The sequence below is a fragment of the Flavobacterium sp. LM4 genome, from assembly GCF_002017935.1.
GTDB classification, from domain to species: Bacteria; Bacteroidota; Bacteroidia; order Flavobacteriales; family Flavobacteriaceae; genus Flavobacterium; species Flavobacterium chungangense.
Genome location: NZ_MUFW01000001.1, coordinates 150,454 through 174,586, shown reverse-complemented (window position 1 = coordinate 174,586; position 24,133 = coordinate 150,454). Strand labels below are relative to the sequence as shown.

The window sequence follows — 24,133 nt, the reverse complement described above, 5'->3', positions numbered from 1 at the left end:
ATCAGAAGATATCTTTGTATATTTGCGACCTAATCATAAAATTAAGAACTGGCCCTGCTTCGTTCACATCCATACTATGTACGAAAAAACGTTTCCGAATAAAAGATTCAAACTTACCTTAGAATTTTTACAAAAACACATCAAAACCTCTGAAACGATCCTGGATCTGGGAGTCGAAAATCCATTTTCAAAAATCATGAAAGAAGCTGGATACTCCGTAAACAATACAATTGGTGAAGATTTGGATTTAAATCAGGATTCATTGAAAAATGCCAATTCAGATGTGGTGACCGCATTCGAAATATTCGAACATTTATTGAATCCGTTTACAATTTTAAACGAAATCAAATCAGACAAACTTTTGATTTCAATTCCGATGCGTTTGTGGTTTTCACCTGCTTATCGTTCTAAAACAGATATGTGGGACAGGCATTATCACGAATTTGAAGACTGGCAGTTAGACTGGCTTCTGGAAAAAACAGGCTGGAAAATCATCGACAGACAAAAATGGACAAACCCAGTAAAAAAGTTTGGATTAAGACCTTTTTTACGCAGTTTCACCAATCGTTATTATATTGTATACGCGGAAAAAGCCTAATAGCAAATTTCAAAAAAATAAATTCCAAATTCCAATTTAAAACTATTTGAATTGGAATTTGGAATTTTAAAAAATTGGAATTTAAATTGAAAATTATGAAATATTACATCGTCATTCCGGCTCATAACGAACAGGATTTAATTGGCCTTACTTTACAATCTCTGGTATCACAAACCGTTTTACCTTCAAAGGTTGTAGTTGTCAATGACAATTCTACCGATAAAACAGAAGAAGTTGTATTAAGTTTTGCAAAAGAAAACCCGTTTATTTCTGTTGTAAACAAAACTTCAGACGCCATTCATATGCCGGGAAGCAAAGTGATTCAGGCTTTTCAAAAAGGTTTTGAAACTTTAGATACCGAATATGATATCATCGTAAAAATAGACGGCGATTTGATTTTTCCTGCTAATTATTTTGAATCCATTATCAAACATTTCGAATCTGACCCAAAAGTGGGAATGGCAGGCGGGTTTTGCTATATCGAAAAAAACGGCGACTGGATCCTGGAAAACCTAACCGATAAAGATCATATTCGAGGAGCCTTAAAAGCTTACAGAAAAGAAACATATCAACAAATTGGCGGATTACGCCCTGCAATGGGTTGGGACACGGTAGATGAATTGCTTTGTAAATATTACGACTGGAAAATTGTCACAGACGAATCTTTACATGTAAAACACCTAAAACCAACCGGTGCCAATTACAATAAAACAGCCCGTTATAAACAAGGTGAAGCTTTTTACACTTTAGGATATGGATTTTGGATTACTGCAATTGCTTCTGCAAAATTGGCGATGATGAAGAAAAAACCACTTCTTTTCTTAGATTACATAAAAGGTTTCTGGAAGGCAAAAAAAGCCAAAACACCATTATTGGTTACCCCTGAACAGGCTAAATTTATTAGAAAGTATCGTTTTCAAAAAATGAAACAAAAGTTAATTTGATTGCCAAAGAAACCGAAAAACGGGAACTCATAACCCAAAACTCATAACTTCTTTTTACCTTAGCCAATATTTGTAAAACTATGATGTTAATTCGTTATTTATCCCAGGTAGGGAAATATTTTTTAATGCTGAAAGAAATTTTCAATAAACAGACCAAATGGCCTGTAATGAAAAGTTTAATCTTAAAAGAAATCGACGACCTGATTATTGACTCTCTTGGAATTGTCTGCTTTATATCTTTCTTTATCGGAGGAGTTGTAGCCATTCAGACTGCTTTAAATTTAACCAATCCGTTAATTCCTAAATATTTAATTGGTTTTGCAACACGTCAATCGGTAATTCTGGAATTTGCTCCTACTTTTATTTCGGTAATTATGGCCGGAAAAATGGGGTCATATATTACTTCCAGCATTGGAACGATGCGCGTTACAGAACAAATTGACGCTTTAGAAGTTATGGGAGTCAACTCCTTAAACTATCTTGTTTTTCCAAAAATTATAGCTTTGTTCATGTATCCATTTGTAATTGGAATCAGTATGTTTTTAGGTATTTTTGGAGGTTGGCTTGCTTCTGCTTATGGTGGATTTTCGACAAGTCAGGATTTTATTTCCGGAGCTCAATGGGAGTTTATACCTTTTCATATTACCTACGCTTTTATCAAAACTTTAATTTTTGCTATGTTATTGGCCACGATTCCATCCTTTCATGGATATTACATGAAAGGCGGAGCACTGGAAGTTGGTAAAGCGAGTACGGTATCGTTTGTATGGACATCGGTTTGTATCATTCTTTTTAATTATATATTAACCCAATTATTATTAGGATAATGATAGAAGTAAAAAATATAGAAAAATCATTTGGTGACAGTAAGGTTTTAAAAGGCGTTTCGACCGTTTTTGAATCCGGAAAAACCAATTTGATTATTGGTCAGAGTGGATCCGGAAAAACGGTACTACTAAAGACCTTATTAGGAATTCATACTCCTGATTCAGGAACGATTGAGTTCGACGGAAGAATTTATTCTGATTTAGATCCTGATGAAAAAAGAGAACTAAGAACTGAAATTGGAATGGTTTTTCAGGGAAGTGCCTTATTCGATTCGATGACTGTTGCTGAAAACGTCGCGTTTCCATTAAGAATGTTCACTAATAATAACAAAGCCCAAATCAAAGAACGTGTTGACTTTGTTCTGGAAAGGGTAAACTTAGTTGAGGCTCACAAAAAACTGCCATCTGAAATTTCAGGAGGTATGCAGAAACGTGTGGCAATTGCACGTGCTATCGTAAATAATCCAAAATACTTATTTTGTGATGAGCCAAATTCTGGTCTGGATCCTAATACTTCAACATTGATTGATAATTTGATTCAGGAAATTACCAAAGAATACAATATTACAACCGTGATTAATACCCACGATATGAACTCGGTTATGGAGATTGGAGAAAATATTGTTTTTTTAAAGAAAGGGCTTAAAGCGTGGCAGGGAACTAAAGAAGAAATCTTTAGAACAGAGAATAAAGACATCGTAAAATTTGTTTATTCTTCAAATTTATTCAAAAAGGTAAGAGAAGCTTATTTGAAAGGGTAAAATCTTTTAAATGTTCAAAATAAAAATTCCAAATTCCAAACTTAAAAAAATGGAATTTGGAATTTCTTTTTATTGAATATTGATTAGCTCTACTTCAGCATTCGGATTAAAAAGATACAATTTTCCGGAACTAATTTCCAGACACTCAAAACGTTTTGTCCGAACGGCAATCTTCTTGAAAATTTTTCCGTTTTTGATTCTGAAAACACTGCCATAGGGAATTTCGAAAACGTAGTTTTTATCATTTTCTTTGTCATATTGCTTCAAAGCCAAAGACAAAGTGGTATCCGTATCGCTGCTTGCAGATGGATTCTTAAAATGTCTGGCCAATAAGGGAAGAATATGATTAGGAAATATCTCTGGACGAATAAACGGTACCATCAAACGCTGAAAAGTAAGTTTCCATTCATTACCGTGTGGTTTTATATTCCTGCCAAACTTTTCAAAAGCTACCAAGTGTGCTATTTCATGAACCAGTGTAATTAAAAATCTGTACTTGTTCAAACTTGCATTTACCGTTATTTCATGTTTACCACCTGAACCTCTTCTATAATCTCCATGACGCGTTTGGCGTTCATTTACAATTTTCAGATGCACCTGATTGGCAACTATCAAATCGAAAACGGGCTTTACCGCATGCTCCGGAATATATTTGGCTAATGTTTCGCTCACAATAGTTATAAATTATTAATTATGAGTTATAAGTTTTTTTTTGGACGTAATTATAATGCTTCTAATTATTTTTAGCACATCATTGCATTGTTGATGTATGGAATCAAACTCTGCTAGAGAAATATAATCCGTTTCTTTTAAGATTTCAAGCCAATACATAGATTCATCACACTCTTTTTGGGCAATTGATAATTTATGAATGAAATCAGCTTTGCTCTGAGCATTGACAGCTTCACGAACATTTGCGCCAACGGAAGTAATAGAACGCAAAAATTGCTTGCTCATTACAAACTCCTTTTTTTCAGAAACTAAATGTTTATAAAAATTAACCCCTCTTACAGCTAATTCAAAACTTTTAGTTTTTACAATACTTTCACTCATAATTCATAACTCATAATTTATAATTAGTTAAGGATTTGTCGAAGAAACTTCCAAGACTTTTCCGTTAAAATACTTATTCCCGTTAAGAGTAAAATCATAAATATAAGTCGCCATTCCTTCTGCAGAAATTGGAGCCTGATAGCCGGGGAAAGCCTCATTTAGCATTTCGGTCTGAACAGATCCTAACGCCAGAACATTAAATGAAATACCTTTTTCTTTATATTCTTCAGCCAATAATTCTGTCAAAGCAATAACGGCTCCTTTGCTTGAACTGTAAGCCGCAAGTCCTGCAAATTTAAGACTACCCCGTACCCCTCCTATCGAACTGATGGTTACGACATGACTTCCTTTTTGAAGATACGGTAAACAAATCCGGGTAAGATTGGCGACAGCAAAAACATTTACTTTGTAAATACTTTCAAAATCTGTCTGAGTAGTTTCTTCAAAAGGTTTTAGTAAAAGAGCTCCTGCATTATGTACTACAGCATCTATTTTTTTCCACGTTGAAGAAAGAAAATGGCTCACAGTATCAAGTTGGGTTTCATCTGCCAAATCAACTGAAAGACAAGTAACGTTTTGGTGTTCTAAAAGTGCTTGTGGAATTTTTCTTGAAATGGCTAAAACCTGATAACCAGCATTTGCAAACTGCAGAGCCAGTTCATAACCTATTCCTCTGCTCGTTCCGGTAATAATAATATTTTTCATAAAACAAAAATAATCAAATCTTATGAATACAACTCTTATTTGGTCATCGTAATTTCCTGAGTCGGAGATGATACAATTATAGCTATAGCCGGTAAAAACTCCTGCGTAAATTTAGTTATATGCGGAATATCCATTACCTGAAATTCATCTGATGGATGATGATAAAATTCGAAATTCTCAAAATCAAAAGTACTTATGGACTGACATGGTTTTTTGAAAACTTCATAAAAAGAATAATTATCAGAACGGTAAAAAAGTTCATATTCTGCCTCTTTGGGAAGGAAGCCAATCGTGTTTTTTCCTGTATACTGATTAATTCGCTCTGCCATATTTGATTTATCAAAACCTGTGATATAGGCCAGATAATCACGCTTCATTGGCACACCAACCATTTCAATATTTAACTGGGCATACAAATTAAAGTCTTTCTCTTTAAGTTTTTGTACCAAACTTTTAGATCCTAAGAGTCCCTTTTCTTCTCCTGCAAAAAACACAAAAAGGATGCTTCTTTTATTCGATTTTGTCTTCGCAAAATACTTAGCCATTTCTGCTACCACGGTTACTCCGGAAGCATCATCGTTTGCACCGTTATTAATCATATCATTCTGCTTATTTTTTAGCAGACCAATATGATCGTAATGCGCACTTAAAACCACGAATTCTTTTTTAAGTTCCGGATCGGTTCCTTCTAAATATCCCACAATATTATAGGCCGGTGATTTAAAATTTGTAAGTGTGTCACGATATGTACTGAAATAGGGTTTTACATTATTATTCTTAAAAAAATCTTCTAAAAAAACAGCTGCTTTTTCGATACCCCGTGTTCCTGTCTCTCTTCCTTCGAGTTCATCTGAAGAAAGAAATTTTAAAAAATCTGAAACCTCATTTTGTTCTACTATATAAGTGTTTTCAACAGATTCTGATACTGTCTTTGAAGTTTTTTCACCAACTATTGGCATATTAGATTTGCAGCCCAATAAAACTAATGAGAGAAGAAAGTACATTTTTTTCATAAAAAGAATATTTAAATTTGTGTTCTGATGAACAAAACTTCTGAAAATTAAAAAAAATAATCGTAAAAAAAACCCTTTCAAAGCTAAAAAAGCAGAAAGGGTTCAGGATATTAAAAAGAGAAAAATTATTCGGCGATAACTGCTCTCGAGATTACAATTTTTTGAATTTCAGATGTCCCTTCATAAATCTGCGTAATTTTAGCATCACGCATCATACGTTCTACATGATATTCTTTTACATATCCGTTCCCTCCATGAATCTGAACGGCTTCAACCGCAGTATCCATAGCCACCTGCGAAGCAAATAATTTTGCCATAGCACCGCTTACATCATAATTTTTATGCTGATCCTTATCCCAGGCAGCTTTCATGCATAAGTGACGGGCAGCTTCAATATTTACGGCCATATCTGCTAATTTAAATGCAATGGCCTGATGGTTACAGATTTCGGTTCCGAAAGCTTTACGTTCTTTTGAATATTTCAAAGCCAATTCATACGCCCCGGATGCAATTCCTAATGCTTGTGAAGCGATTCCGATGCGGCCTCCGGCAAGCGTTTTCATAGCAAATTTAAATCCGAAACCATCTTCCCCGATTCTATTTTCTTTCGGAACTTTTACATCACTGAACATTAATGAGTGTGTATCAGAACCGCGAATTCCCATTTTTTGTTCTTTTGGCCCAACAGAAAAACCCGGCATATCTTTGGTCATAATCAGAACATTTATTCCTTTATGCTTCAGTTCAGCATGCGTTTGTGCGATTACTAAATAAACTGAAGCCGTATTTCCATTAGTAATCCAGTTTTTTGTACCGTTTACTAAATAATGGTCTCCCATATCAATAGCTGTTGTTTTTTGCGAAGTTGCATCACTCCCGGCTTCCGGCTCACTTAAGCAAAAAGCGCCGTGAATTTCTCCCGAAGCCAAACCCGGCAGATATTTTTGTTTCTGCTCTTCGGTTCCAAATTCCTGCAATCCCCAGCACACTAAAGAATTATTTACAGACATCACTACCGAAGCTGATGCATCAACTTTAGAAATTTCTTCCATCGCAATTACATACGAAACTGTATCCAGACCGCTTCCACCGTATTTAGGATCAACCATCATTCCCATAAATCCTAACTGTCCCATTTTTTTTACCTGTTCAGCCGGAAAAATCTGTTTTTCGTCTCTTTCAATTACACCCGGCAACAATTCATTTTGAGCAAAATCCCTTGCAGCCTGCTGAATCATTAAATGCTCTTCTGTTAGATTAAAATCCATAATAGTGGTTCTTTAAGTTGTTAAAGTGCTCTTCTTGTTATCCATATAAAAGCTTTTCAAAGATAAATTTTAAATGTCAAATAACAATGCGTGCATAGTATTTTAGGTTTTTATCCAAAAATACTATAACGTTTTCGTTACTGCGTTAAAAAAAAAACAAATAAACTTTAATTTCACAACACATTACTCAGAATTTAAGCGTAAAATTATAGACAATAGAACGTAAAACAAACTACTGTACATACTTATGTAAAGACAATATGGTAAAAATATAAAAGAATACAAATCTGCAGTAAAATTACTCTTACCATTTTGATTATTAACTCAATAGCCTTAAAAAATATAAAAAACATTTAACTTAAGAGATGAATTTTAACAATTTAGCATTAATTTTACAAAAAACAAAACCGAAAGATTATGAAAAATATTGTACTATTACTTACATTCATTTTAAGTTTACAGTTCTCCACTGTTAATGCACAAAAAAAATTAGAAGTAGGCGGAGTTACTGTTCCAAGAACTCTTGATTTCAAAGGCAACACCTTGACCTTAAATGGTGTTGGGGAACGTTCTAAGATGTTTACAGAATTATACGTTCAGGCCTTATATTTATCACAATTGACTCAGGATGCCCATGTCATTTTAGAAAGTGATATCGAAATGGCGATCAGAATTCAGATAACGTCATCGCTTGTTACATCAAAAAAACTATCAAAAGCATTGGCAAAAGGAATGGAAAAATCTGTTGGTGAAGCCGGAATACTAAAATTAAATAAAGAAGTACAAGAATTAGAAGCTTTAATAGGCAGAGAAGTTACAAAAGCAGGTGATAGTTTTAACCTAATCTACAACCCTTTAGATAAATCATTATGGATTTATAAAAATGATAAATACGAAGGAAAAATTGAAAGCTTCGAGTTTAAAAAAGCTTTTTTTGGTATCTGGCTTTCAGAAAACCCGGTTGATAAGGATCTAAAAGAGGAGTTATTGGGTAAAAACAACTAATTTAAAAAGGTTGAAATATAAATTTCAGATTTCTGTAAACAATAAAGTATTCACATTAATCTATTCTATATATTTGCTTTAAATAAACATATCTCAACAAAATGAAAGATTTATTGCAGCAATTTGAAAATAAGGAACCTGAAATTGTTTTTAACTGGAAAGATTCTGAAACAGAAGCCGAAGGCTGGACTGTTATTAATTCTCTCCGTGGTGGAGCTGCGGGCGGAGGTACCAGAATGAGAAAAGGCCTCGATGTTAACGAAGTTTTATCATTGGCCAAAACAATGGAGGTTAAATTCTCTGTTTCGGGACCTGCAATTGGAGGCGCAAAGTCAGGAATTAATTTTGACCCTAACGATCCCCGAAAAAAAGGCGTTTTACAGCGTTGGTATAAAGCGGTTTCGCCTTTGTTAAAAAGTTATTATGGAACCGGTGGAGATCTAAATGTAGATGAAATTCACGAAGTAATTCCAATGACCGAAGAATGTGGTGTATGGCACCCTCAAGAAGGCGTTTTTAACGGCCATTTCAAACCCACAGAAGCTGATAAAATTAATAGAATTGGGCAATTACGCCAGGGAGTAATTAAAGTTATAGAAAATCCAAAATTTTCACCAGATGTAACCCGCAAATATACTGTTGCAGATATGATTACCGGTTTTGGAGTTGCTGAAGCGGTTCTCCATTTTTATGCAACTTACGGCGGAGATATAAAAGACAAAAAAGCAATTGTTCAGGGTTTTGGAAACGTAGGTTCTGCTGCCGCTTTTTATTTAGCTGAGATGGGTGCCAAAATAATTGGAATTATTGATCGTGACGGAGGCCTTATCAAACAAGAAGGTTTTTCGTTTGAGGAAATCAGAACTTTGTTTTTAAACAAGGACGGAAACAAACTGGTTGCCGAAAATATGATTCCGTTTGAGGAAATCAACTCAAAAATATGGACCATTGGGGCTGAAATTTTCACGCCTTGTGCTGCTTCAAGATTGGTTACTCAAAATCAAATTGACAGTTTAATTGAAAATGGCTTAGAAGTTATTTCTTGTGGTGCTAATGTTCCATTTGCAGACAAAGAAATTTTCTTCGGATCGATCATGGAAGAAGTAGACAGTAAAGTAAGTTTAATTCCTGATTTTATCTCCAATTGTGGTATGGCCAGAGTTTTTGCATATTTTATGGAGAAAAAAGTTCAAATGACAGATGAAGCAATTTTTAATGATACTTCAGAAATCATAAAAAGTGCGATTGTAAAAGCACATGCCTTAAACTCGTCAAAAACAAATATTAGTGCAACTGCTTTTGAGATTGCATTGAAACAATTAGTATAAAAATTTTCACACCCTATTTCAAAAGGATCAAATAATAAAATTTGGTCCTTTTTTTATTGCTCGCAGATTTAGCAGATTAGGGAGACTTTTCATTCAATGCAACAAAAAATGAATCTGCTAAATCTGCAAGATCTTTGGAAAAAAAAATATAGAGTTCATTTCTGAGTTTAAATCCTCCCTTCGTTTTAAACAATTTTTAGTACTTTTAGACGTTTTTATTAAATACAATTACAAAATTCAGAATCAAAATGACTTCTACCGATTCTTCAGATAAAAAGAAATCACTATTAATCTCTACGGCAATTTATGGTGTCCTATTATTGCTGTTGTTTTTTATACGTTTTTGGCCCCCTTATAATCCTGAAAACAATGTAGCTCTCGCTGAAGGTGGGGGAGGTGGAGGTATAACCGTAAATTTTGGAGACAGCGATTTAGGTTCAGGAGCCAATTATAAAAGTGAAGTTCTTGATGTAAAAAACAATGCGAAACAAGCTCCTGCAAAAGCAACTCCGGACGAAGCAATTATTACTCAGGAAAACTCAACTGCTGCTGAGGAAGATGTGATTATTCCCGTAAAAGAAAAACCTAAAAAAAATACTCCAGTTGTTAAACCGGAAGAAAAACCTGTTCCTCAAAAACCAAAAGTTTCTAATTCTACAAACGATGCTTTATCCAGCATTTTAAAAGGTTCGAATAAAGGTGGTGACGGAGATGATAAAGTGGCAGGAAACAAAGGAAAAGCGAACGGAAGTTTAGGATCGAACGGATATTATGGCTCAGGAGGTTCCGGTGGAGGAACTGGTGGTGGCAACGGAACCGGAAATGGTATTGGTACAGGAAGCGGATACGGAGCAGGAATTGGTGGAGGCTCTGGCGGCGGATCAGGATATTCTTTAGGAAACCGAAAAGCATTATCGAAACCGGCACCAAAATATACCTGTGATGAGGCCGGAAAAGTAGTCGTTGAAGTTACAGTAGATCAAAGTGGAAGAACAATAAGTGCAACACCTGGAATAAAAGGAACTACAAATTTGGCCAGATGCTTATTAGATCAGGCAAAAATTGCTGCAATGAATACGAAATGGGATGCTGACAATAATGCTCCTGCCAAACAAGTTGGTAAAATTATTTATAATTTTAGTTTGAATTAAAAAACATATAAAACTTAAATAAGAAAGGCTTTCTGGAAATTTTCAGAAGGCCTTTCTTATTGACTTTTGTCATTTCGACGTAAGGAGAAATCTTAGCGAGAAGCTCGACAAAGATTGGATTCTCGTTGCGGAGTTACTTTCGAAGATTTCTACTTACATCGAAATGACATACTTTATGGCTATGGCTACTATTTCTTTAATCTGTCTTCTTCCTCGTTCCTCTTTCTTCTATGTTCTTTCCTCTATGTCTTTTCTTTCTTTCATACTCTCTTTTCTCGCGTGAGGGATAGCAGCTGGCTACCGAAGTAGCGCGAATAGCCCGACCGGAATAAACATAATGGGCCAATCAACACACTGCTGATTAGCCCATTATGTTTATTGTGGTCACGCCCAAATTTACTTCGGACTCGTAGCAATTACAAATTTTAGATTGTTCTTCACTCCTATCTGCAACACATCTACTAAATCCTGAACCTGTAAGTTAAAAGGAATACGAACGACAACAGTTTGCGCTTTATCGTCTCCTATTTTCGACATCAGGCTGGTTTCTAATTCTTCGAACTCTACCGGCTGTTTGTCGATGTAGAACTTTTTATCTTCGGTAACCGATAAACTGATTAATTGTTTATTCGTTTTTTCGTTAGATTTCGCTTTTGGCAAAGTCATCTTAATAACATTAGGATTTGCAAGCGTTGAAATAATAAGGAAAAACAACAGCAGGAAAAACATAATATCACTTAATGAGGATGTTGCCACCTCAGCATGAAATCTTCTTTTTCTTTTAATAGACATACCTTATGCTCTTTGAATTATATTGACAAAAGCTAATATTTGTTTCTGGATTTTTAAAGCAAAATCATCAATCTTACCGTTCAGAATATGATAAGCACTATAAGCAATAATACCTACAATAAGTCCTGCACCACTACTGATCATTTTTTCGTACAATCCACCGGAAATGTTTCCGATACTAATATTTTCAGTTACAGAAATACTGTAAAAAATCTTAATAACTCCTGAAATAGTTCCAACAAACCCGAGCGTTGGCGCTATACCTGCAATAAGTCCAAGATGTCCTAAGCGGCTTTCCATTTCGCCAATTTCTATATCTGCAGCACGATCCATGTTGGCTTCGATTTCTGCAATAGGTCTTCCAATAACCAAAACTCCTTCTTTCAAAATATTTGAAGCTGCAGTATCACTTCTTTCTACGATTGTTCTGGCCAATTCTATATTTCCGGCATTCAGCTTATCACCTACATCCTGCATTAATCTGTTATCGATTTTTGAGGCTTTTGTAATGTATAAATAACGCTCTATAATTACGTAAAAAGTATAAAATAATAAAATGGCAATTGGTATTAAGAAAAAACCTCCTTTTAAAATAAATCCTAAAACTGAGATTTCGGTATTGGGTGCAATTTTTTCGATAACTACGTTAGATGCAGCGTTTGCGATGGTATCTGTTTGTAATTGAATGAAGCTAAACATATATTAATTCTGGTTTATAATAATTAATTCTAAAAAATATTTCAAATTTGCAATAAAGATAATTTTCACTGTAATATTAAACTAATAAAATTGAAAATTATTTCAATTAACCGCTATTTTATTCAAAAAATGAACTACCAGGAAACTACTAATTGGATGTTTAACCAATTGCCCATGTATCAGCTTCAGGGCGCTTCGGCTTACAAAGAAGACCTGACCAATATTAAAATATTGACGGCGCATCTTGGCAATCCGCAAAACCGACTAAAATGTATTCATGTAGCAGGAACTAACGGCAAAGGATCAACTTCGTATATGCTGGCTTCAGTTTTACAGGAGTCGGGATACAAAGTTGGACTGTATACTTCTCCACATTTAAAGGATTTCAGAGAAAGGATAAAAATTAACGGCAGCAACATTTCAGAAGATTTTGTTGTTGAATTTATTGCCAAACACAAAGATTTTTTTGAAGCTAATGACCTGAGTTTTTTCGAAATGTCTGTTGGTTTGGCATTCGATTATTTCGCTTCTGAAAATGTAGATATCGCCATTATTGAAGTAGGTTTGGGAGGAAGACTTGACGCTACTAACATTATCACTCCCCTTGTTTCGGTGATTACCAACATTGACTTGGATCATATGCAGTTTTTAGGAAATACACCAAGAGAAATTGCAGGAGAAAAAGCCGGTATTATAAAACCTAATGTTCCGGTGGTAATTGGAGAATATACTCCGGAAACACAGCTTGTTTTTTTGGCTAAAGCCGAAGAAAATAAAGCACCGATTTATTTTGCAGCTGATTTAATTTCCGAAGTTTTTCCTTCAGATTTAATTGGGGATTATCAGTTTCATAACAAAAAAACGGTTCAGCAGACCATTGCTGTTTTAAATGCCCAAAAAGAATTTAAAGTTTCTATTGAGAATTTAAAAACCGGTTTATTAAATATTTCTAAAAACACTGGCTTACAGGGACGATGGCAGCAATTAGGAGAAAATCCGAAAATAATCTGCGATACGGCACACAACAAACATGGTCTGGCAATTGTGATGAAACAGATTCAGAAAGAAACCTTTGAAAACCTGCATATTGTTTTGGGCGTTGTAAATGACAAAGATCTTGATTCTATTTTGCCTCTTTTCCCTAAAAAGGCGAAATATTATTTCTGTAGACCGGATTCTTCAAGAGGTTTGCCAACCGAAATACTGAAAGAAGCTGCAGAAAAACATGGTTTAATTGGCGAAAAATATGATTCGGTTGAAATTGCTTTTGAGGAGGCAAAGAAAAATGCGTCTAAAAACGATTTTATTTACGTTGGCGGAAGCACTTTTGTTGTTGCCGAATTGCCTTTGGACTAATCAAATTGAAATTAGTGTAAAAAGTTCGAAAAAAAATGGTTTTATAACAAATTCAATTCCAGTAAAATATAAGTTTTAATGCAAATTCTTTGAATTTTTACTGAAAATTCTTTGGAGAACTAAAAAACTAACGTATATTTGCACTCGCAATAACGCAAGACATTGCAACCCGAAAGGGCGATTAGCTCAGCTGGTTCAGAGCACCTCGTTTACACCGAGGGGGTCGGGGGTTCGAACCCCTCATCGCCCACCACCTATTTAAGGAATGAGTACATAAAATTCCACAATCTTACTAAATACCTGCAAATTTAAATTTTGCAGGTATTTTTTATTTATATCTATTTCTACAAAATTTTCAAAAACGCTCAAAATTACATGGCATTTTTATGGCACTTTTAAATTTAAAAAAAATGCGCCACAAAACAACAATTAAAACATTGATAATCAACATGTAAAATACGTTAACGACTTGATTTTAGGACGTTATATTTCGACATTTACTCATTTAAATTGTTGAATTATGATAGAAAGCAGTTTTGGATTAACCTTCTTTTTGAAGGTTCCACGAAAAAAAAGCAATCTTAGGTATATTTACTTAAGAATTATCGTTGATGGAATTCCCAAGGAAACTTCTACAAAACGTAGATGGGATATGACCCGATGGGATCAAAAAGCTGAAAGAGCTGTAGGTTCAAAAGAAGACGCCAGGATCATTAATTTTTTCCTTGATGCAATTGAAACTAAGATCAACAAGTATAGAAATGATTTGCTTTATGCAGAACATTCTATTACGTCTCAAAAAATAATAGACTTTGTTATGGGACGACTAGCACCAAAAGTAAAAGTGCTTGAAGAATTCCTAAAGCATAATGACGAATTACTAGCTCTTGTAGGCAAGGGAGAATATGCTATTGGTACTCATGAACGTTTTGAAATATCTAAAAAACATGTAAAAGAATTTCTATTATTTAAATTCAACTTGGAAGATATGGAATTCAGGGACTTGAATTATGAATTTATAAAAGATTATGAGTTTTATCTTAAGACAGTAAAAAGTTGTAATAACAATACGGCATTAAAGTACATTACGAATTTCAGGAAAATTGTGAGACGGGCAATTGATAAGGAAATCATTAAGGAGGACCCTTTCAAAAAATTCAAAGGGAAAAAGACAAAAACCAAGAAAAAACCACTCACAGCAATAGAATTGCATAAGATTGAGAATCATACTTTTTCTACTCCAAGATTGACTGTTATACGTGACGTATTTATATTCCAATGTTACACTGGCTTAGCTTACATTGATGCGTTTCAACTTAAGAAGGAAGATATCAAGATAGGCATTGATGGCGAATACTGGATTATGTCTGACCGTCAAAAAACAGAATCAGCAACAAATATTCCATTACTGCCAAAGGCTCTTGAAATTATAGAAAAATACAAAAATCATCCTCTTTGTCTTAGCAGAGGAACTGTCCTTCCAGTAAAATCAAACCAGAAAATGAATGCTTATCTAAAAGAAATTGCTGATTTATGTGGATTGAATATTATTTTAAATACACACAAAGCCAGAAGGACTTTTGGCAGTACAGTTACACTTGCTAATGACGTACCGATTCACATTGTAAAAGAAATGCTAGGGCATCAATCGGTACAACAAACGGAAGAATATGCAATAACCGAGCAGCAGACAGTTGGTCAACAGATGATTGAATTGAGAAATAAACTAAATAAAAAAGCATCCTTCGACTCCGATAATGGTTTGTTAATTTTGGAAAAACTTGAAAATGAAATTCTAGATTTAAAGAAAAAATTTGCTATCAGCGGAAAAAGTGGTTACTAAATTTCTCTAGAATATTTTAAATGTGTTGTTATATAAAAATCCCACTAGTAGTGGGATTTTTGTAGTTCCTGTTTTTCATCCGTTCTATGGTAAGATTATAACTAAATTTCCAAACAAGGCTTATATGGTACTAATTGTCCTTCCTTAATTGCTGTAGCAGGATTAATTACCACTTTTACGGTTGGCTGTGGGCTATCTGTGCACATACTGTACATACCACGTTCCATATACATTCCCGACATTGTTGCCAAATCAGAGGGCGACCAGCCCAATTCTTCGAGCTTCTTGTCAAATTCTTCATCAGAAGCGAGATAAGCCGTCTCGGGATTTCTCAACATCGCTTCCCTTTCCAACAGGTCTTTTTTAGCCTGTAAATCGTTGAGGTCAAGCACCTGATTTTCGAGGATTGTGTGTGTGCCTTGTACTATTGGACTTAACACGGCATTGATTGTTCCTAATACCATAGTTGGAAAAAACATAATGCAAATGCCCAAAGCAAACGGACGGAGCAAAGGATACACATCAATGGGTTCAGCTCTGCTCAAGGCCTGCCATACTTTTATGGCGACATAGAACAAAGCTCCCAAACCTGCTACTCCTTTAGCCACTGCCGCCATATCGGCGGACAGTGGAAGCATCTCATCATATAATGATCGTAGGACTTCGTGAAGATTTTGAAATTCCATATCTACCAGTATTTTTGGTTAGGAGTTCCATATAGGTCAAGCACTCTTTTGGTATTGTTCTGTTTTTTTGCTCTCAAAAAGCTCACGGAGATATTTTTATTGGTGTAGTAGCGTACCAAACTGTGGTATTCTTTTACTTCTTTGTACACTCTATCAATAATATCCATACGCTCTTTGTCGTTCAGCGAAAGGCTTGAAGAGCTTACAATCTGTTTGAGTTCTTTCAGCAGTTCGGTACTTTCATTCAATAGTGTCGAATAGCCGTTGGCGATAGCTGTTAATTCCTGTGCAGAAAAATTTGGGTCGTTCATCATCTTACCGAAATTCTGTACATACATTTCGGATACGTCTCCAACAAGCAGGACGGTCTGCTGTACCTTACGAGCATCTTTTACGAGATTATTTACAGCTTGTAGCTTGTCGTAATACTCCTTACCTTGTTTATACACCTTTTCCACTTCCTTGAAATTTTTAATTACATTCGATACCGTGGAGGAAGTCTGTATGATTTCATTGGCACTATTAAGAATACCCGATGCCAGATTTGTAGGGTCTGTAACAACCCATTGGGCTTTCGCTGACGGTGCTACGGCGAGCATTAGTGCCGTACATACCATAAAAAGAATTTTTTTACTCACATTCATCTTTATTTGATTTTTGTGTTCGTGAATCTTTGATTTCATTTTCTTGAATTTTAAAATGTTAATGACTATTGATTTGCTTTGTCCCGCCTTTCCATTGCGATATGCTTAATGGCGAGTTCTACGTTGCCGTCCAATTCTGAAGCTAATTGCATCACTTCCAGTTTTTCGGTTTCTTCGGTGGTGTATGCGAGATATTCCTCCAAACTAACTTCGGTGGCATAAACTGCCGAATGCGTACCTCCTAAACCTATCCAAACCTCTTTGTAGAGTCGGCTTGCATCGTTGTTCATATTGATGGAAAGTACCTGCCCTTTCTCTTTATCAGTAAGCCCCAACATTGCCTGTATGTCATCGAATTTGTTCATATACTTGCGTTGGTCAAGCAAAATTTTGCAGTCAGAATTGTTTATGATACTTTCTTTGACAATGGGCGACTGAATAATATCATCCACTTCCTGCGTTACGACAATAGCTTCACCAAAAAATTTTCTGACGGTTTTAAACAAATATTTTATGTATTCTGCCATACCTTCTTTGGCAATGGCTTTCCACGCTTCCTCAATTAGTATGAGTTTACGGATCCCTTTTAATCTTCTCATCTTGTTAATGAATACTTCCATAATGATGATGGTCACGATGGGAAAAAGGATTTTATGGTCTTTAATCGCATCAATCTCAAACACGATAAAGCGTTTGGAAAGCAGGTCTAACTGCTTATCGGAATTGAGCAGATAATCATACTCACCACCTTTGTAATAGGGTTCCAATACATTAAGGAAATTGGCAATGTCAAAGTCTTTTTCACGAACTTGTTTTTCTTCCAATACCTTGCGGTAATCTCCTTTTACATATTCATAAAAGCCATTGAAGGAAGGAAATTCGCTGTGCTGTTTAATACGGTCGATGTAACCGCTTACGGCATTGGACAACGCTACTTCTTCTGAACGAGTTGGTGGTTCATCATCACGTTTCCATAAGGTCAGTATCAAAGTCTTGACACTTTCACGCTTCTCAATATCAAACACGCCGTCATCGGTATAGAAAGGATTAAAGGCAATGGGGTTGTCTTCTGTATAAGTGAAGTACACACCGTCTTCGCCTTTGGTTTTTCCTTTGATGAGTTCACATAAGCCCTGATAGGAATCACCCGTATCTACGAGTAGTACGTGAGCACCTTGTTCGTAATACTGCCTAACCATGTGGTTTGTGAAGAACGATTTTCCGCTTCCAGAAGGACCGAGTATAAACTTGTTGCGGTTCGTGATAATCCCACGCTTCATTGGCAAATCCGATATGTCCAAATGGATAGGCTTCCCTGTCAGGCGGTCTGCCATCTTGATACCAAATGGCGAAGGCGAATTGTGGTAATTGGTTTCTTCTGTGAAAAAACACAAAGCAGGCTCGATAAAAGTGTAAAAACTTTCCTCACTCGGAAAATCACCAGCATTGCCTGGCATTCCTGCCCAATACAAAGTGGCTACATCCGTAGTGTTGTGTCTGGGCTTACATTCCATTAGTGCCAATGCACTACCACAATCGTTCTTCAACTGTTTCAGTTCTGTCGGGTCTTCCGACCAAGCCATAATGTTGAAGTGTGCCCTTATGGAAGAAAGACCGAACGAATGTGCTTCGTTCAGGTATTTTTCTATCCACTCTTTGTTGATTTGGTTTGCCCTGCTATACCTTGCTAAAGAGTGCATATTCCTTGCGGACTTCTCAAACTTTTGGAGATTGGCTTCACTGTTATCTAAGAATAAATATTGGTTGTAAATGTAATTACAGCTCAACAGCAATCCAACAGGTGAGGCAAACGACAAACGGCAGTCGCTCCGGTCAGTAGATAGTTTTTCAAAACGGGTATCAGCGGATACCGTTCCGGGCAGGTCGTCCGTATCGGACAAGGTGTGCAGGCTCAACCTTTTGTTTCCGATGCGGACTTCTTCACTTCCCAAAGCGATGTCCTGCATCGGTGTTCCTGCTTCCCTCGACAATGTAAAGTATTGTTCCAATAATCCCTGTTTTTCATCCGTACCGATGATTTCATCTTCCGTCAATCGTTTCAGGCTTACAAAACCGCTATCATTCACAATCCTCTCAAATTGTGCAACTGCTTCCATAAAGCGGTGTATCGTTTCCTTATCCCTGATTTCCTTTGGTATCAATGTACCTTTGCAAAGCGAACTGAAGTTGCTTTGCATCCGCATTTTTTCCTTAGTGCTCTTGGTCAGGAATAGGTAACAATAATGGTTTAGAAACGCTCGCTCATTAAAATGGTGTTGGTAGGATTTAGCCAAAAAACTTTGGTCTTCCTTTGCCAAATCGGGAGCGTAGTTTTCTTTGATATACCAATCCTGTTTGTGAACAACCGTAAAATCGGGCAAAGTTTTAAGAGCCTTGTGCCAAGCGGAATGAATGGCTTCATATTCTGCAGAAGCTACCGTAAACAGTTCCGGTAAACGAACTTCAAAGCAGGCGGTAATATCGGCATCTTTGGAAAGGATGCAGTTGTTTTCTACTGCCAACAAAGGAAATTTGTTTTCCAGCGTTGTTGTCTTTGATACGTTTCTCATAGAGCATTCGATTTTGGAGTGAATTTTAGATAGCGGTGTACAGGCTTGCGACAAATGATGTATCGGGGATGTTTTTTTCCTGCCCCGATTTTCATTAGTCCGTGTTCACCGTACTTTTTGTTCAGTGAAAAGGTCTGCCATACGATCAGCGTTGCACCGCCCGCACCGATGAATAGGCAGACGTAAGAGTTTACGCCAGCCATATACAGTATCATCACGAGAATTAGCGTTCCGAGCAATCCGCCAGCGAAGATGAACAGGTATTGTGCTTTCAGTCCTTTAAATTCAACTGTTCTTCCTATGCCTTTGTTGATATTGTAATTCATAAGGCAAAAGATTAAAGGAAGAATGAACGTAGAACAGTCGCCGCAACGATCAAGAAGATACACGCACCGAACCACGATGCCGCTGTTTTGCTTGTATCGGGGTCGCCCGAACTGAATTTGTTGTACACTTTAACTCCTCCGATTAACCCGACCACCGCACCGATGGCGTAAATTAATTGGGTTGCTGGGTCGAAATAAGACGTTACCATTTGGGTAGCCTCGTTGATACCCGCGGTACCGTTTCCCTGTGCGAACGCACCAATTCCTGACAGTATTGCCACGGCTACCAGCAAAACTTTTTTTCTCTGTTTTTCCATAATTGAAACACATTAATTTGTTACTGTTTTTCCGCACTTTGCGGGATTTTGAGACAAAGGTGTTATGGAAATTGAGGAGTTATAACAAAGTGGCAGTCAAAGGAATTGTTTGGCGGTTAGTGGCGTTATATTTTACTTTAGGATTATAATAATCACTAAAATTCAGCAACCAAATATTTGTATATCGAAAATCGCAATATGCAATATAAGGGATTTAAAAAATTTGCTTATTCTATATTTTATAGTTAATATTGCATATCGCAATATGAAATATTAGAATGACACAAGCAAAAAACAATCTTAAACCGCAAGACATTGTAATTCTGTTAAAAATAATTGCACTAGGTGAAAAATCTTGGTTTCACCATACTATTGCTCAGGAATTAGGCATGAGTCAATCGGAAGTAAGCCAGTCTTTAAATCGTTCCAAATATGCAGGACTAATTGATGATGCCAGAAAAAAAGTGAACAAAATTGCTTTTAACGAATTTTTAATTCATGGTGTAGCCTATGCTTTTCCGCAACAACCTGGGGCATTAGTTAGAGGAATGCTAACAGCTCATTCAGCAGAGCCTTTAAATAAAATAATTCAAGCAACTGATAAATATGTTTGGCCTTATGCAAAAGGATTTGACCGTGGTCAAGCAATAGAACCTTTATACCCTACGCTCGTAGCAGCTTCATTAAAAGACAACGATTTATACGAATTGTTAACTTTAGTTGATGCTATTAGAGTGGGAAGAGTAAGAGAAAAAGAAATGGCAAAAAGAGAATTAGAAAAAAGAATACTGCATGTATAATAAAATAATCAATCTAGCATTAGTTGCTCAAGTAGCGAAAGGTTTAAAGGAATTAAATGAAAAGATGGTCTTCATTGGAGGAGCAGTAATTAGTTTATATACTGATGATCCAGCTGCTGAAGAAATTCGTCCAACTTCTGACATAGACATGACCATTAATTTAGCGAATTATTATGAATGGACACGAATGCAAGAACGATTAGCTGAACTTAATTTTTATCCAGATCCTCAAGGACAATCTATATGTTCGTATCAGTTTGAAAATATCGCCATAGACATTATGCCTGCTGACGATAGTAGCATTGGTATATCCAATAAATGGTACAAACCTGGATTCAAACACCTGCAACAAATAGAATTGCCCGAAGGAATTAAGATCAACGTATTACCATCCCCTTATTTTCTGGCTACCAAATTAGAAGCATTTAAAGACCGAGGACAAAATGACTTTTACGGAAGCCACGACTACGAAGACATCATTTATTTGATTGACAATAGAACAACAATAGTCGAAGAAATCCTCGCAAGCGAAGAGGATTTGAAACAATACATAAAGCAAGAACTTACAACTATTAAAAACCATCCACAAGCAAACGAAATTTTAGCCATGCACATCCATCCGTTAATTAGAGAGGAACGATTTCAAATGTTAATGGAGAAAATAGAAATAATTACACGTTGAAAGTTAATAAAGAATACTTAAAAATAAAGATTTACAAAAATAAAAACAATGACAAGTATAATACAAAGAGCTGAATTACAAGCTAAAATTTGGAAAATTGCCAATGAAGTAAGAGGATCTGTTGATGGATGGGATTTCAAGCACTTTGTGTTGGGAGCACTTTTCTATAGATTTATTAGCGAAAATTTCACAAAATATATAGAAGGTGGAGATGATAGCGTTGACTATCTAAATTTATTAGACGAGGTAATAACACCAGAAATAAAAGATGATGCAATAAAATCAAAAGGATATTTTATCTATCCTAGCCAACTTTTTGTAAATATTGCTAAAACTGCCAATACAAATCCAAACCTGAATACAGATTTAAAAACTATTTTCACTTCAATCGAAAGTTCTGCAAATGGGTATCCATCAGAAGAAGATATAAAAGGATTATTCGCCGATTTTGACACCACTAGTTCAAGATTAGGTAATACCGTTGAAAGTAAAAACAGCCGTTTAGCTTCTGTTTTGAAAGGTGTTGAGGAATTAAATTTTGGTAATTTTGAAGACAACGAAATTGACCTTTTTGGTGATGCTTATGAATTTCTTATTGGCAATTATGCAGCCAATGCAGGAAAATCTGGCGGTGAGTTTTTTACACCTGTGCATGTGTCTAAACTTATTGCTCAATTGGCAATGCACAAACAAGAAAAAGTAAATAAAATTTATGATCCTGCGGCGGGTTCAGGTTCTTTACTGCTTCAAGCAAAAAAGCATTTCGATGGCATATCATTGAAGAGGGATTTTTTGGTCAAGAAATAAACCATACTACGTATAACTTGGCTCGTATGAATATGTTTTTACACAACATCAATTACGACAAGTTTAATATAGCTTTAGGAGATACGCTTCATCATCCTCACTTTATTGATGACAAACCTTTTGATGCCATTGTTTCAAATCCGCCTTATTCGGTAAAATGGGTTGGAGATGATGATCCAACACTTATAAATGATGACCGTTTTGCACCTGCTGGTGTACTAGCTCCTAAATCAAAAGCAGATTTTGCATTTGTCCTTCATGCTCTTAGTTATCTTTCCGGTAAAGGACGTGCAGCCTTAGTTTGTTTTCCAGGTATTTTTTATCGTGGTGGTGCCGAACAAAAAATTAGAAAGTACTTAGTGGATAATAACTTTGTAGAAACCATAATCTCAGTAGCACCCAATTTGTTTTATGGAACTTCTATAGCGGTAACAATTCTGGTACTTTCAAAACATAAGACAGATAATACAACACAATTTATTGATGCAAGTGGCGAAGATTTCTTCAAGAAGGTGACCAACAACAATATGATGACAGATGCACATATTGAAAAAATAATGGCCTTATTTGATAGTAAAGTTAATGTAGAGCATGTTGCAAAATCTATTGACAATACTAAAATTGCTGAAAACGATTATAATTTATCTGTAAGTTCCTATGTAGAACCGAAAAACATACGAGAAAAAACTAACATAGTGGAGTTGAACAAAGAAGTTGCCAAAACAGTAAAAAAAATAGATAAACTTCGTGCTGAGATAGATGCAATTATAAATGATATTGAAGCATGAGTTATTTAGAAAAACTATTAAACGGTATTACAGTGGAATGGAAACCACTGGAAGAGTTTGCTGATTATGAGCAGCCGACTAGATATTTAGTAAATTCAAAAAATTATAGTGATAATTTTAAAACTCCAGTTTTGACAGCTGGTAAAACTTTTATTCTCGGATATACAGACGAAACTGATGGTATTAATAAAGCATCAGAAAACCCTGTTATAATTTTTGATGATTTTACTACAGCCAATAAATGGGTTGATTTTGATTTTAAAGCAAAGTCATCGGCAATGAAGATGATTACATCTAAAGATGAATCTAAAGCATCATTAAAATATATTTACTATTGGATGAATACCTTACCTAGTGAATTAGTTGATGGTGACCACAAAAGACAATGGATTAGTAATTATGCAAATAAATTAATCCCAATTCCATGCCCGGATAATCCTAAAAAATCTCTTGAAATTCAACGAAAAATAGTTGCAATTCTCGATACCTTTTCGGAGCTTACAGCGCGTCAAAAACAATACCAATTTTACAGAGAGCAATTGTTGAGTTTTGAAAAGGGAGAAGTGGAATGGAAAAGTTTGGGGAAATTGACCTCATTGATAACAAAAGGCACAACACCAAGAAAATATACTGAAACTGGAATCGCTTTCATAAAAACAGAAGCATTCGATGGTTCAAATATTAACTCTAAAAAATTATCATTCATTGATGAAGATACACATAATAAAGAATTGAAAAGGTCAATTTTAAAACATAATGATATATTGATAACAATTGCAGGAGCAACAATAGGCAAATGTACGATTGTTCCAAAAGAGATTTTGCCTGCAAATACAAATCAAGCTTTAGCAATAATTAGATTGAATGATGATGTTAATTTAAAATATATATATCATCTGATAAAATCTAGTCATATGACAAGGTATATAGAACTAAATATAAAAGGTTCTGCACAACCAAATCTGAATTTAGAACAGTTAAATAATTTTGCTATCCCATATCCATCTCCAGAAGAACAAGAAAAAATAGTTTCCATACTAGACAAATTTGACATTTTAACTAATTCTATCAGCGAAGGTTTGCCAAAAGAAATAGCATTAAGAAAAAAACAATATGAGTATTATAGAGATTTGTTGTTAACATTCCCAAAAGATAATTTAGTAGAATAAT

At 35.4% G+C, this 24,133-nt stretch carries 23 protein-coding genes, 1 tRNA gene and 2 pseudogenes; 14 read left to right on the top strand and 12 right to left on the bottom strand.

The features are described 5' to 3' along the window. The first annotated feature begins 76 nt into the window (after nucleotides 1–76). The 4 genes from BXU10_RS00640 (at nucleotide 77) to BXU10_RS00625 (ending at nucleotide 3,130) form a co-directional block, all read left to right on the top strand. Nucleotides 77–598: a methyltransferase gene (locus BXU10_RS00640; protein WP_078225687.1), complete on the top strand. Its 522-nt coding sequence runs from the start codon at nucleotides 77–79 to the stop codon at nucleotides 596–598. A 95-nt stretch (nucleotides 599–693) separates the two neighbouring features. Then, nucleotides 694–1,542 (top strand): glycosyltransferase family 2 protein, encoded by an 849-nt coding sequence (locus BXU10_RS00635; RefSeq protein WP_078227870.1) that lies wholly within the window; start codon nucleotides 694–696, stop codon nucleotides 1,540–1,542. An 80-nt stretch (nucleotides 1,543–1,622) separates the two neighbouring features. Then, nucleotides 1,623–2,369 carry an ABC transporter permease gene (locus tag BXU10_RS00630; protein ID WP_031455614.1) on the top strand — a complete coding sequence of 249 codons (747 nt, stop codon included), beginning with the start codon at nucleotides 1,623–1,625 and terminating at the stop codon, nucleotides 2,367–2,369. Next, nucleotides 2,369–3,130, top strand: a complete 762-nt coding sequence (locus BXU10_RS00625; protein WP_031455613.1) for an ABC transporter ATP-binding protein — start codon at nucleotides 2,369–2,371, stop codon at nucleotides 3,128–3,130. Before BXU10_RS00630 ends, BXU10_RS00625 begins: the two co-directional genes overlap by 1 nt. 69 nt (nucleotides 3,131–3,199) lie before the next feature. Here the strand turns inward: BXU10_RS00625 and BXU10_RS00620 are convergent, their stop codons facing one another. The 5 genes from BXU10_RS00620 to BXU10_RS00600 form a co-directional block, all read right to left on the bottom strand. Further along, nucleotides 3,200–3,802, bottom strand: a complete 603-nt coding sequence (locus BXU10_RS00620) for a SprT-like domain-containing protein (protein WP_078225686.1) — start codon at nucleotides 3,800–3,802, stop codon at nucleotides 3,200–3,202. 15 nt (nucleotides 3,803–3,817) lie between these two features. Then, nucleotides 3,818–4,183, bottom strand: a complete 366-nt coding sequence (locus BXU10_RS00615) for a four helix bundle protein (RefSeq protein WP_078225685.1) — start codon at nucleotides 4,181–4,183, stop codon at nucleotides 3,818–3,820. A 27-nt stretch (nucleotides 4,184–4,210) separates the two neighbouring features. Continuing rightward, nucleotides 4,211–4,888, bottom strand: coding sequence for an SDR family oxidoreductase (locus BXU10_RS00610; RefSeq protein WP_078225684.1), 678 nt, complete (start codon nucleotides 4,886–4,888; stop codon nucleotides 4,211–4,213). A 35-nt stretch (nucleotides 4,889–4,923) separates the two neighbouring features. Then, nucleotides 4,924–5,901 (bottom strand): M20/M25/M40 family metallo-hydrolase, encoded by a 978-nt coding sequence (locus BXU10_RS00605; RefSeq protein WP_078227869.1) that lies wholly within the window; start codon nucleotides 5,899–5,901, stop codon nucleotides 4,924–4,926. Between the two features lie 125 nt (nucleotides 5,902–6,026). Beyond that, the gene (locus BXU10_RS00600) at nucleotides 6,027–7,169 is read right to left on the bottom strand and encodes an acyl-CoA dehydrogenase family protein (protein WP_078225683.1); all 1,143 of its coding nucleotides are present in this window, start codon (nucleotides 7,167–7,169) and stop codon (nucleotides 6,027–6,029) included. Between the two features lie 417 nt (nucleotides 7,170–7,586). On the opposite strand from BXU10_RS00600, the gene BXU10_RS00595 reads away from it, so the two are divergent. The 3 genes from BXU10_RS00595 to BXU10_RS00585 all read left to right on the top strand — a co-directional run bounded on the left by BXU10_RS00595 (nucleotide 7,587) and on the right by BXU10_RS00585 (nucleotide 10,653). Next, nucleotides 7,587–8,174: a chalcone isomerase family protein gene (locus tag BXU10_RS00595; protein WP_078225682.1), complete on the top strand. Its 588-nt coding sequence runs from the start codon at nucleotides 7,587–7,589 to the stop codon at nucleotides 8,172–8,174. 101 nt (nucleotides 8,175–8,275) lie between these two features. Beyond that, complete coding sequence (locus BXU10_RS00590) at nucleotides 8,276–9,502, top strand: Glu/Leu/Phe/Val dehydrogenase dimerization domain-containing protein (protein ID WP_078225681.1); 1,227 nt, start codon at nucleotides 8,276–8,278, stop codon at nucleotides 9,500–9,502. A gap of 248 nt (nucleotides 9,503–9,750) precedes the next feature. Beyond that, nucleotides 9,751–10,653 (top strand): hypothetical protein, encoded by a 903-nt coding sequence (locus tag BXU10_RS00585; RefSeq protein WP_078225680.1) that lies wholly within the window; start codon nucleotides 9,751–9,753, stop codon nucleotides 10,651–10,653. 396 nt (nucleotides 10,654–11,049) lie between these two features. Here BXU10_RS00585 and BXU10_RS00580 read toward each other — a convergent pair whose 3' ends face one another. Together BXU10_RS00580 and BXU10_RS00575 are read right to left on the bottom strand one after the other, a co-directional pair. Then, nucleotides 11,050–11,445 carry a biopolymer transporter ExbD gene (locus BXU10_RS00580; RefSeq protein WP_031455604.1) on the bottom strand — a complete coding sequence of 132 codons (396 nt, stop codon included), beginning with the start codon at nucleotides 11,443–11,445 and terminating at the stop codon, nucleotides 11,050–11,052. Nucleotides 11,446–11,448: 3 nt separating this feature from the next. Beyond that, nucleotides 11,449–12,144 carry a MotA/TolQ/ExbB proton channel family protein gene (locus BXU10_RS00575; protein ID WP_078225679.1) on the bottom strand — a complete coding sequence of 232 codons (696 nt, stop codon included), beginning with the start codon at nucleotides 12,142–12,144 and terminating at the stop codon, nucleotides 11,449–11,451. Nucleotides 12,145–12,273: 129 nt separating this feature from the next. On the opposite strand from BXU10_RS00575, the gene BXU10_RS00570 reads away from it, so the two are divergent. The 3 genes from BXU10_RS00570 to BXU10_RS00560 all read left to right on the top strand — a co-directional run bounded on the left by BXU10_RS00570 (nucleotide 12,274) and on the right by BXU10_RS00560 (nucleotide 15,343). Next, nucleotides 12,274–13,500 (top strand): folylpolyglutamate synthase/dihydrofolate synthase family protein, encoded by a 1,227-nt coding sequence (locus BXU10_RS00570; RefSeq protein ID WP_078227868.1) that lies wholly within the window; start codon nucleotides 12,274–12,276, stop codon nucleotides 13,498–13,500. Between the two features lie 175 nt (nucleotides 13,501–13,675). Beyond that, nucleotides 13,676–13,753 (top strand) — tRNA-Val (locus tag BXU10_RS00565). A 267-nt stretch (nucleotides 13,754–14,020) separates the two neighbouring features. Then, the gene (locus BXU10_RS00560) at nucleotides 14,021–15,343 is read left to right on the top strand and encodes a site-specific integrase (RefSeq protein WP_078225678.1); all 1,323 of its coding nucleotides are present in this window, start codon (nucleotides 14,021–14,023) and stop codon (nucleotides 15,341–15,343) included. Nucleotides 15,344–15,546: 203 nt separating this feature from the next. Here BXU10_RS00560 and BXU10_RS00555 read toward each other — a convergent pair. From BXU10_RS00555 to BXU10_RS00535, 5 genes and pseudogenes are all read right to left on the bottom strand, one after another. Next, a pseudogene (locus tag BXU10_RS00555) lies at nucleotides 15,547–16,029 on the bottom strand (conjugative transposon protein TraJ); the annotation flags it as partial. A gap of 2 nt (nucleotides 16,030–16,031) precedes the next feature. Next, nucleotides 16,032–16,646, bottom strand: coding sequence for a DUF4141 domain-containing protein (locus BXU10_RS00550; protein WP_223255444.1), 615 nt, complete (start codon nucleotides 16,644–16,646; stop codon nucleotides 16,032–16,034). Nucleotides 16,647–16,738: 92 nt separating this feature from the next. Then, nucleotides 16,739–19,243 carry a TraG family conjugative transposon ATPase gene (locus BXU10_RS00545; RefSeq protein WP_078225677.1) on the bottom strand — a complete coding sequence of 835 codons (2,505 nt, stop codon included), beginning with the start codon at nucleotides 19,241–19,243 and terminating at the stop codon, nucleotides 16,739–16,741. After that, nucleotides 19,240–19,569 carry a DUF4133 domain-containing protein gene (locus BXU10_RS00540; protein ID WP_078225676.1) on the bottom strand — a complete coding sequence of 110 codons (330 nt, stop codon included), beginning with the start codon at nucleotides 19,567–19,569 and terminating at the stop codon, nucleotides 19,240–19,242. Before BXU10_RS00540 ends, BXU10_RS00545 begins: the two co-directional genes overlap by 4 nt. An 11-nt stretch (nucleotides 19,570–19,580) precedes the next feature. Next, nucleotides 19,581–19,886, bottom strand: a complete 306-nt coding sequence (locus BXU10_RS00535) for a DUF4134 domain-containing protein (RefSeq protein ID WP_078225675.1) — start codon at nucleotides 19,884–19,886, stop codon at nucleotides 19,581–19,583. Nucleotides 19,887–20,164: 278 nt separating this feature from the next. On the opposite strand from BXU10_RS00535, the gene BXU10_RS00530 reads away from it, so the two are divergent. From BXU10_RS00530 to BXU10_RS00515, 4 genes and pseudogenes are all read left to right on the top strand, one after another. Beyond that, nucleotides 20,165–20,686: a hypothetical protein gene (locus BXU10_RS00530; RefSeq protein ID WP_078225674.1), complete on the top strand. Its 522-nt coding sequence runs from the start codon at nucleotides 20,165–20,167 to the stop codon at nucleotides 20,684–20,686. After that, nucleotides 20,679–21,368 carry a nucleotidyl transferase AbiEii/AbiGii toxin family protein gene (locus BXU10_RS00525; RefSeq protein ID WP_078225673.1) on the top strand — a complete coding sequence of 230 codons (690 nt, stop codon included), beginning with the start codon at nucleotides 20,679–20,681 and terminating at the stop codon, nucleotides 21,366–21,368. Before BXU10_RS00530 ends, BXU10_RS00525 begins: the two co-directional genes overlap by 8 nt. A 48-nt stretch (nucleotides 21,369–21,416) precedes the next feature. Next, nucleotides 21,417–22,963: pseudogene (locus BXU10_RS00520) on the top strand (type I restriction-modification system subunit M). After that, nucleotides 22,960–24,132: a restriction endonuclease subunit S gene (locus tag BXU10_RS00515; RefSeq protein WP_078225672.1), complete on the top strand. Its 1,173-nt coding sequence runs from the start codon at nucleotides 22,960–22,962 to the stop codon at nucleotides 24,130–24,132. Before BXU10_RS00520 ends, BXU10_RS00515 begins: the two are co-directional and overlap by 4 nt. Nucleotide 24,133: the final 1 nt, after the last annotated feature.